The 10195-nt window shown below is 42.3% G+C and carries 7 protein-coding genes; 4 read left to right on the forward strand and 3 right to left on the reverse strand.

All coding sequences use genetic code 11. The features are described from left to right. Positions 1-358: 358 nt before the first annotated feature. From LX73_RS12650 to recG, 3 genes are all read right to left on the reverse strand, one after another. Entirely contained in the window at positions 359-3103 is a 2745-nt protein-coding gene (locus LX73_RS12650) for an IPT/TIG domain-containing protein (RefSeq protein ID WP_148899889.1), read from the reverse strand. Between the two features lie 636 nt (positions 3104-3739). Beyond that, positions 3740-4576 (reverse strand): helix-turn-helix transcriptional regulator, encoded by an 837-nt coding sequence (locus LX73_RS12655; RefSeq protein ID WP_148899890.1) that lies wholly within the window; start codon positions 4574-4576, stop codon positions 3740-3742. Between the two features lie 192 nt (positions 4577-4768). Further along, a complete protein-coding gene (gene recG, locus LX73_RS12660) occupies positions 4769-6838 on the reverse strand; it encodes an ATP-dependent DNA helicase RecG (RefSeq protein ID WP_148899891.1) in 2070 nt (689 codons plus the stop codon). Between the two features lie 197 nt (positions 6839-7035). On the opposite strand from recG, the gene rpsL reads away from it, so the two are divergent. The 4 genes from rpsL to LX73_RS12680 form a co-directional block, all read left to right on the forward strand. After that, positions 7036-7407 carry a 30S ribosomal protein S12 gene (rpsL, locus tag LX73_RS12665; protein WP_148899892.1) on the forward strand — a complete coding sequence of 124 codons (372 nt, stop codon included), beginning with the start codon at positions 7036-7038 and terminating at the stop codon, positions 7405-7407. 32 nt (positions 7408-7439) lie between these two features. Next, a complete protein-coding gene (gene rpsG / locus LX73_RS12670; protein ID WP_148899893.1) occupies positions 7440-7907 on the forward strand; it encodes a 30S ribosomal protein S7 in 468 nt (155 codons plus the stop codon). Between the two features lie 26 nt (positions 7908-7933). Continuing rightward, positions 7934-10078, forward strand: a complete 2145-nt coding sequence (fusA, locus tag LX73_RS12675) for an elongation factor G (protein WP_148899894.1) — start codon at positions 7934-7936, stop codon at positions 10076-10078. Between the two features lie 22 nt (positions 10079-10100). Next, positions 10101-10195 (forward strand): GTP-binding protein (locus LX73_RS12680; protein WP_148899156.1); only part of this gene is annotated, 95 nt, incomplete at its 3' end.

Below are 10195 nucleotides of genomic sequence, written 5' to 3' on the forward strand. Positions count from 1 at the left end.
TTTGTGTAAAATTATCCAGACATGTCATGCTAAACGTGTTTCAGCATCTCACATACACTTATTTGCAAAAAACCGAAATGATAGAGAAGCAGACTTGTCAACGGGTTTATTAGTTATCTCACTAAACCACTTTATAAATATGTGTTGTTTCGTATCACGAATAAATTTTTAAGTGGTTTCGAATCATTTGATGGATTTGTTATAAAAAGCATGGAGGAGAGGAAATGTTGTTGCCCAAAAGCAACTTTTAGTAGAAGAGGCGGTCCGGGCCGATAGGTACCCGATTACCGCCTTTTTACATTAGTTTTAAAAGTAGTTTAATGGTTCTCCTTCAGATATATTTTCGTAATTATTTTTTCTACTGCAGTGTTGGATAGTAGCTAGCATTTGTCTGCCACACGCTCGTAAAATCAAAGCCGGTTATATTAGTTTGTGCCGAAGATCCCTGCATTTGCGAAGTTGTGAGCCCTGTACTGTCATTATTACTGGTTAAACCATTTCCAATTGCGCTTGGCTGCCCAGTGCTTTGGGTATCCCAGTAGGAGGTATTAATTACTGGATTTGACCCAAATCCCCCATTATATCCTACCAAACCTCCGCTATTTCCACCACTCACGGAACCTGCAGCATAAGAGCTTTCAATAAGATCATTATTATATCCTACCAGTCCTCCATTATTTGTAGTGCCACTGACAGCACCAGTGGCATAAGAGTTTTGGATATCACCGTCATTGGTACCTACCAGACCACCATTATTATTGTCACCGCTAACTGACCCAGCAGCATAACTTTTATTTATGATCCCTGTATTATTACCTACAAGCCCGCCGGTGCCCAGCATTGACCCTGGATTACCAGTTGCACTGGTGTTAACATCTGCATATGATTTCGAAATGGTCCCTGAATTTTTTCCCACAAGTCCTCCTACATTGTAATTGCCGGCTGAAGACTGATAGCTATCAAGGGTTCCGGTAACTGAGCAGTTAGTAATCGAACCGTAATTAGCTCCTGCAAGGGTTCCTGAGTTAGTCGATGCCGTAACGTTTACATTAGTCAAATGTAGGTTCTTGATTGTCCCCGAAGAACTTACCTGCGAAAAAAGAGCGACTTTGCCGATATTTGGGCGGTCTATCGTTAACCCGGTAATGGTATGTCCATTGCCATTGTAAGTGCCCGAAATTTGGATCGGATCGAATCCCTTTCCACCATTCCAGGTTGATGCTCCTGAAGCATTAATGTCAGCCGTTTGTTTAAAATATGCATCTGAGTATTTCTCGACTCCTTGAAGCTGGTCTAAATTTGAAACCAGATAAGGATCTGATTGTGTACCGCTGCCTTGCGTAAAAGGGTCTACAGTGATAATGAATGTTTGGCTGATAGTTTGGCCGGCCCCGTTCTGTGCTGTGACCGAAAATTGGTATTGGTGATCGGTACCATTGGCGCTGTGATTGTAGTCCAGGGTAGGACCGCTCAGTTTAATAACATAATCGTTTACTGTCTGAACACTAAAAATACCCCCATCTGGTCCGCTGATGGTTGCCCCTTGTAATGGATCTAAATCTGATTGCATAGCTACATAAAAAGAATCGATACTAGCCAGATTCGTTCCGGTCGTGACATCATTGAATACATAATTCCCACCCGATAGATTAGCTTTATATTCGGTAGTATTGGTAGATATTTTGGTACTAACAAATACCGGTGCCTCATTAACATTTTGAACGGATACTGTGAGGTTCTTGCTGATGCTCAGGTTCCCATCGGAAACCCTTACTTGCACTTCGTAGGTATTGCCGGCATCATTGTCAGCTGGTTGTTCAAAGTCCGGGGCGCTGTTGAATGTTAATGCACCAGAGTTTGAGTCAATGGAGAATAATCCTTTATCGGTTCCACCATTTAGCTTATAAGTAAGAGCATCTCCATCTGGATCAAAGGCAACTAGCGTTTCAACAGCGGTCTTATTTTCTTTGGATTTATAAGTGCTTTGTGCACTGGCGAATTTTGGGGAATGATTCTCTGTCACATTAAAACTGGGGCCTGTGGCTGTTTGTCCAAAGGCTGCTATTTTGACCGGTCCGCTGGTAGCATCTTGTGGCACAGTAGCTACAACTTTGGTAGAGCTAGCACTGCTTATGGTGGCTTCGGTATCATTGAAGGTAACGATATTGGCATCAGCTGTGGTATTAAATCCAACTCCATTGAGTGTTACTGATGAACCGATAGGGCCCTCTTTAGAAGACAGGCCGGTAATTTTCGGAGAGGGAATAACTTCAAAGCGATCAGACGTTACTGATTTATCACCCACAGTAATGGTAATGGTTCCCTGGGTAGCATTTTGGGGTACTTCTGTAAGTATCAGTGTATCAGTGACACTCAGTATCGGGGCGGGTTGTCCGTCAATAGATATTGTAAGCTGTCCGCCAGACTTGCTTAGTGTATCAGTAGTATTTGAGCTTGATTTCATTTGATTAGTGTGAGCAGGGGAGTTGTTCAGCCTGGAATTATTATCTGAATGATGGTTATTGACTGTATTATCAAGATTAGGCAGCGATGAATTGGATCCTGTTAATTTTTTGGAGCGCTTTCCAGCATTTGCCTTCTTTTTGAGCGCAGTCTTGCCGTGAGTTTTTTGAGAGGCAGTAGGAGATTTTTTGCTGCTTTTATTTGGAGTATTTCCCAGAAAATTAGCCCCTGTAATGGTAATACGAGAACCGGTTGGAGCTTTTGCGGGAGATACCCCGGTAACAACAAGCTGTTGTGTAAGGATTTTAAAATAAGGCCCGCTAATGGTTTTGTTACCAGCAGTAAGTTTCACTGGTCCGCTGGATGCGCCTTCTGGGACTTCGGCTATTATTTCTTCTGCTTTGGTACTGCGTACAGGGGCCGGAGTTCCATCAAAGCTGACCTGGCATTCAGACTGTTGTGTGTTAACATTCTTGGTACCGATGGTTATAGCCGCTCCCACCATCCCGCTATCGGGAGTAACGGAAGTAATTTCGCTGGTACCGACTTCGGGACCTGAATTTCCGCAAGAGATAATTATTACTGTAATACTGACCGAAAGAAGGGTAATACCCAAGAGTTTTATGAATTGCTTATACATAATGCCGTTAAATTGTGATGTAATTAGCTATTTAATAGTATTTGTTACCCGAAATATTTATCCAATACATGTACCTGATACCAATTGGGACACCATTTTTGCTTGCCAACAAAATTTCTGTGGTCAATAAAGACATTTAGGTTCTAACCGAAAAGTAAAAATGCGAACGGATTTTTAGCTTACTGATTGATGTTTAGTTTTAGGTTCGGGAAGAGATGCTAGGTTTTACAAGGTTTTATAACGGATTTTTCAATTTCTTTCGAAGAATCGAAACTCCATTTAAAATTACGTAGCATTACTCTTGTAAAGGATATGGGGTGTCGGAACTTCCAAAAAGGAACACTATCCTGAGCGCTTGGCATGAGTAATTTCACTGATAAGCTTCGGACTTTTTATCCGCTCTTATGCTTACGGAGACCCAGGAACCAGGGTGGAGACATGCCCAGAGTAATTAAGAGGTTGTCAGATTATTAGAATCTGCAGCAGAGTAGCGGATAGAAATTTACAGAGTACGGTCTGTACTAAAGGAGGGCCATATTTTATAACGTACTAATAGTATTTGATTGTCACATTCTGAAGATAGACTTAAAATCATTTTGTTCCTTAGTGCTCTCTATGGTATTTATCATAACTGCTTTATGGATGAAAATTATTTTCAGACTCACTACGCATAATCCGGGAAAATACGGTTTTAAACAGATTCCCATCTTCGTTTGTAAGGACACTGAGATCATCGCTGTGATATCTCTTGAACTTTTTCATAAAGTGGGATCGGTCGTAATAGCCAAATTTTGATAAAATATCGTTTACGGTAGAATTTCCTTCTGCAATTTCAGCACAGGTAAAATTAAAGCGCACCTGTCGAATAAACTGACCGGGAGTAAAACCAATAAACTTGTTAAATTTCTTCTCGAGATAGCGTCTACTCACGTCTTCATATTCACAGAGATCCAGGACTTTCAATTTGCCCTTCTTTTCGTAAATGTAGTCAATAACTACATCCAGGTGGGTATATTTTATAGAGTCCGGGACTTTATTCAGCATAAAATCGGTAAGCAATCTTAATCGGTTTTCGGTGGATTCGGTCTTCAAAATTTCTTGCCGGATTTGGTCGGCTTCATCCTCAATTACTTCATCAAGAGGGAGGAAATCATTTTGGATGTCCGCCAGGTAAATATCAAAAAGTTTGTGTGTGGCTGTGGGCTTTAGGGCAATGCCGTAATACAATAAAGGGATATCACTGTCAAAAGAGAAGGTAGGGAAATACTGGCCGCTAAGAGCGTAATCGGGAAAGTGATGTACACCATTTGCATCTTCGACCCGGGGGTTCCCCTTTAACACGATGGTAATAGTCCCGGTACCAAAGGGGATGATTCTATTATCTTCAAAGGTACTGGGATGGGGGATATCAATTTCATATATCCGTTTTACAAACGGAGATAATTTTTGGGGAGGTAAGATAAATTCATGCATTATAGCCGATATTTTTTACAATTCTGACTTGATTTTTGTCTGGGTTAAGAAAACGATCCTTTGGTGTATTTGCTTCTTTTTGCATCCTATTTGTCAGAATAGGATAAACTAACCTCATTATATTAATTGCCCAATATCCTTTTGATACAAATATTTTGAGGAGTAAAAAAAGTTCCGTCTTGTCAGTTACTTTCAGCCCATCCCATAAAATTTACTCTTCTTTTTGTAATAAGGGGTGAATACCTTTTTTAACTCCTGGTGCTTAGGTTGTTCTAAATTAAAATCATTACTAATAATTTTCCAAGCTTCAGATTTTGCCTGTTCTAGTATCCATTGATCTTCTACAATGTCAGCGACCTTAAATTCTGGCAGGCCGCTTTGTTTGGTACCAAGAAAATCGCCGGGTCCGCGAAGCTCTAGGTCAGCTTCAGCAATTTGAAACCCATCATCGGTCTCTGCCATCTTCCGCAGGCGAAATTGTGCCTCTTTACTTACTTTTTGGCCGTAAATTAGGATGCAGTAACTCTGACGTTCGCCCCGGCCGATACGCCCCCGTAGCTGATGAAGCTGTGACAGCCCAAACCGTTCGGCGTGTTCCACAATCATAAGGCTGGCATTAGATACGTCAACACCGACCTCTATGACGGTGGTTGAGACCAGCACCTGTACCTCATTATTAATGAACTGCAGCATCACGGCATCTTTCTCTTCGGATTTCATCTGTCCGTGCAGTAATCCCACCTCGTGATTAGAGAATCGCTTTTTTAGTTTCTTAAACCCTGCGCTGGCATCTTTGAGGTCCATTTTTTCAGACTCTTCCACTAAGGGATACACGACGTATGCTTGCCCGCCCTTATTCAATTCCTGCTCAACGAAGTTATAAATTTCATCGTGTTTCTTTTGGTGCCGAACGGCGGTCTTCACGGGTTTGCGTCCGCCGGGAAGATCTTTAATGATGGAGATATCCAGGTCACTATATAATGTCATAGCCAGTGAGCGGGGAATGGGAGTCGCTGACATCACGAGCACATGTGGATGTGATCCCTTTTTTAGAATTTCAGCGCGTTGCTTAACACCAAAACGGTGTTGTTCATCAACGATGGCCAGCCCCAGCTTATAAAAGTTTACTTGCTCTTGGATAACAGCATGGGTACCAACGACGATATCACAGCTGCCGCCTTCGAGGTCTGTGAGGATGTCAGTGCGTACGGTTTTCTTTTGATTACCTACCAGCAGACGAATATTGATATCCAGCGGATCCAGGAAATTGGAAAGTGTTCGGAAATGTTGTTCAGCCAGGATTTCGGTAGGGGCCATAAAGGCGGCTTGATAGCCGTTATCCAGTGCCATAAGTATGGCACCCAAGGCCACTATGGTTTTACCTGATCCTACATCGCCTTGGAGCAACCGGTTCATTTGCTTGCCAGAGCGCACATCTTTTTTTATATCCGAAAGAGCGGACTTTTGTCCATCGGTGAGCTCAAAAGGTAGGTGGGTATTGAAGAAGCGCTGAGTATAATTGCCTAGATCCTCAAAAACAGGCGCGTCGTGTTTGTCAATAATTTCGTGTTTGCTCTTGGCCACGCTTAGCTCAAAGAGAAATAACTCTTCAAACTTAAACCGCTTGAATGCTTTTTGATACTCTGATTTCGATTCCGGGAAATGAATCATCCGGTAGGACTCATGCCGTTTGGGCAAGCTGTAACTTTGTCGAATAGAATCCGGCAGGAATTCGGGTGTTTTTTCATGTTTTAGAGTAATTTTTTGCCACTGGTGGATGAGTTTGCTGGTCGTTGACGTTTTGGCGAGTGACTTGTTACCCGGGTAGATAGGCATAATCTGCTTTAGCTGCGAAAGGTCAGAAGTATTGCTTACTTTTTCATACTCTGGATGCGCAATAGATAAATACCGACCGTATTTCTTAACGTTGCCAAAGAAGGCGACGGCTTCACCCTCCGAAAGATTTTTCCTTATATAATGGGCGCCTTTAAACCAGACTCCCTTCAAAGAGGCGGTATCGTCTTGAATGATAACTTCCAGTCTTTTTTTATTCCCGTGCCCTTTTTGTTGTATTTTCTTGATACGGCCTACTACGGTTACTTCTTCACTATTATCGCGAAGTTCTCGAATCTTGGTGATGGTTGTCCGGTCTAAATACCGGTGAGGAAAGTAGTTTAGTAGATCCAGTGTACTTTTGATTCCACTCTCAGATAGCGCGTTTAATCGCTTGGTTCCCAGTTGTGGAAGGTCGATTAATTTCAAAATAAATATACTGATATATATTAGTATACTAGTTATTCAGGTCGTTCAGAGTAAATTTATGTCGTTTGAGATGGAAATAGGATACAAAACAGAAAAACATAAAGAAAATCAATAAAATTGTTTGCATAGATAGTACTAAATTCCTTATCATTGGCAACTCTTGTTCGACCTGAAAAATCAATTAAGCGTATTTAATCGTGCCTACAATACAACAACTTATTCGCAAAGGCAGAAAAAGCAAGTCGAGTAAAACTACGGCCCCTGCTTTGGAAGGCTGTCCGCAAAAACGCGGAGTTTGCGTACGAGTTTATACCACTACGCCCAAAAAGCCGAATTCGGCTTTGCGTAAGGTTGCTCGTGTGCGTTTAACTAATGGCTATGAAGTAACGGCTTATATTCCTGGTGAAGGTCACAACCTTCAGGAACACAGCATTGTGCTGGTTCGCGGAGGTCGTGTTAAGGATCTCCCCGGAGTACGTTATCATATTGTTCGTGGAACGCTCGACACTGCCGGTGTTGAAGACCGGAAGCAGGGTCGCAGTCTCTACGGTACAAAGAAGCCTAATTAGAATTGTTGAGTAGGAATTAAACGTAAAGAGATATGAGAAGAAAGACAGCAGATAAGCGTGAAGTTCAGCCGGATCCGGTTTTTGGTGATAAGCTGGTTACGCGCTTCGTAAACAACCTGATGCGCGACGGTAAGAAAAATGTCGCACGTAAAATTTTGTATCAGGCTTTTGAAATTATTGAAGAAGATACTGGCAATGAGGGCATGGAAGTATTTAAGGAGGCCCTCAGTAATGTTTCGCCGGTAGTTGAAGTTCGTTCCCGCCGTGTTGGCGGATCAACCTACCAAGTGCCCGTCGAGGTTCGCCCCGATCGCGGTACTGCCTTAGGTATTCGTTGGTTGATTAATGCATGTCAAACTCGAAATGATAAGTCAATGGCTCGGCGTTTATCTCGCGAGCTGTTGGATGCCGCCAATAACGAAGGTGGTGCAGTGCGAAAGAAGGATGAGGTTCATCGCATGGCAGAAGCAAATAAAGCATTTGCTCACTTTAGATTCTAAATGATTTACCGATATAATTTATAATAATGGCTGAGACTAAGACACAAACTGACCCTGAAATTATAGACCGCATCAAGCGTACACGCAATATTGGTATTGCTGCGCATGTTGATGCTGGTAAGACAACGATGACGGAGCGCATCCTTTATTATACAGGGATTACTCACCGTATTGGTGAAACTCATGACGGCGCTTCCCAGATGGATTGGATGGACCAAGAGAAGGAGCGAGGTATTACAATAACTTCTGCTGCTACTCACTGCATTTGGAAAGATCATCGCATTAATATTATTGATACGCCGGGTCACGTTGACTTTACTGTAGAGGTAGAGCGTTCACTACGTGTACTTGACGGTGTTATTGGGGTTTTTGATTCTGTAGGAGCTGTTCAGCCTCAGTCCGAGACTGTTTGGAGGCAAGCAAATAAATATGATGTGCCTCGGATGGCCTTTGTTAATAAGATGGATCGCGTAGGGGCTGATTTCTTCAACGTTATTGATGAAATGAAGGAGAAGCTCAACGCTAATGCTATTCCAATTCAGATCCCCATCGGTGTTGAAGATACCTTCCGGGGCGTTGTTGACCTTATCAAGATGAAGGGTATCATCTGGGATGAGGATACGCTTGGGATGGAATACGATGAAATTGAGATTCCTGATGATCTGAAAGAAAAGGCTGAAGAGTATCGCAAGATTATGCTTGAGGCTATTGCTGATCATAATGATGCGCTGATGGAAAAATACCTCATGGACGAGGAAATCAGTGAAGAGGAAATTGAAAATGCGCTTCGTGAAGCTACTCTCGACCGTGATGTTACTGTTGTAATGTGTGGTTCTGCTCTTAAAAACAAGGGAGTTCAGACAGTACTCGACAAGGTCATCAAGTTTTTGCCGAGTCCTTATGATATTCCACCAATTGAAGGTTTGGATCCTGAAGATGAAGACAAGAAGTTAGAGCGCAAGCCCAGCGTGCAAGAACCATTTTCTGCGTTGGCGTTTAAGATTATGACGGATCCCTACGTTGGTAAGTTGACGTTCTTCCGCGTGTATTCCGGAAAATTAGAAAAAGGTTCTTATATATATAACGCCACGACCGGAAAGAAGGAACGTATTGGTCGTATTCTTGAAATGCATGCCAACGAAAAGAAGGATTTGGATGTCGTTAGAGCAGGTGATATTGCTGCTGCTGTTGGCGTTAAAGAAGTTCGTACCGGAGATTCATTTTGTAATATTGAAGATCCAATTATTCTTGAAAATATTACATTTCCGGAGCCGGTTATTAAGCTAGCTGTTGAGCCTAAGTCAAAGGCTGATGCTGAAAAGCTAACAACTGGACTGATCAAGTTGGCTGAAGAGGATCCCACTTTCCAGGTTGAAACGGATGAAGATACTGGTCAGACAACTATTGCCGGAATGGGTGAGCTTCACCTCGAAATTATTGTAGATAGGCTGCAACGAGAGTTTAAAGTTGAGGCAAATGTTGGTCAGCCGCAGGTCTCTTACCGAGAAACTATTGATGATAGTATTACTCACCGAGAATTGTATAAGAAGCAGTCTGGTGGGCGTGGTAAGTTTGCGGACATGGAGTTCGAAATTGGTCCGCTGTCTGACTTTGAGGAATTTGACGAAGAAGACAACAATGTTTCTGTTGACGAAGGATTCAAATTTATTAACGAAATTGTAGGCGGTAACATCCCTACAGAATATATTCCATCAGTAGAGAAGGGTTTTAAGCAAGCGATGGATGCTGGTATTCAGGCTGATTATCCAGTACAAAATATCGGTGTGCGCTTGTATGATGGGGATTATCACGATGTAGACTCTGACCAGTATAGCTTTGAATTATGTGCTAAGCTGGCTTTCAGAAGATCTGCACTTAAAGCAAGTCCTTCAATTCTTGAACCAGTGATGGATGTAGAAATTATTACTCCCGAAGAATATATGGGAGATGTAATTGGTGATCTTAATGGCCGACGAGGTATTATTGGCCAAATGGATAGCAATAATCAGGGATCAGTGGTAAATGCCCGCGTTCCGTTGTCAGAAATGTTTGGCTATTCCACTGATCTGCGTTCAATTACACAGGGGCGAGCATCATACTCCATGGAGTTTCGTGATTATGAAGCTGTACCCGATAACGTTGAGAAAGAAATATTAGAATCAAGATCTTAAAACATTATTAACTAATAATATTATGGCAAAAGAAACCTACCAGCGCGAGAAGCCACATGTAAACATAGGAACGATTGGCCACGTAGACCACGGGAAAACCACGTTGACGGCGGCGGT

The sequence above is a fragment of the Fodinibius salinus genome (genome assembly GCF_008124865.1).
In the GTDB taxonomy this organism is placed as follows: Bacteria; Bacteroidota; Rhodothermia; order Balneolales; family Balneolaceae; genus Fodinibius; species Fodinibius salinus.

Coding starts and splice junctions, on each gene's coding strand:
- LX73_RS12650 (WP_148899889.1), bottom strand. CDS start 3,103: ATGTATAAGCAATTCATAAAACTCTTGGGTATTACCCTTCTTTCGGTC.
- LX73_RS12655 (WP_148899890.1), bottom strand. CDS start 4,576: ATGCATGAATTTATCTTACCTCCCCAAAAATTATCTCCGTTTGTAAAA.
- rpsG (WP_148899893.1), top strand. CDS start 7,440: ATGAGAAGAAAGACAGCAGATAAGCGTGAAGTTCAGCCGGATCCGGTT.
- fusA (WP_148899894.1), top strand. CDS start 7,934: ATGGCTGAGACTAAGACACAAACTGACCCTGAAATTATAGACCGCATC.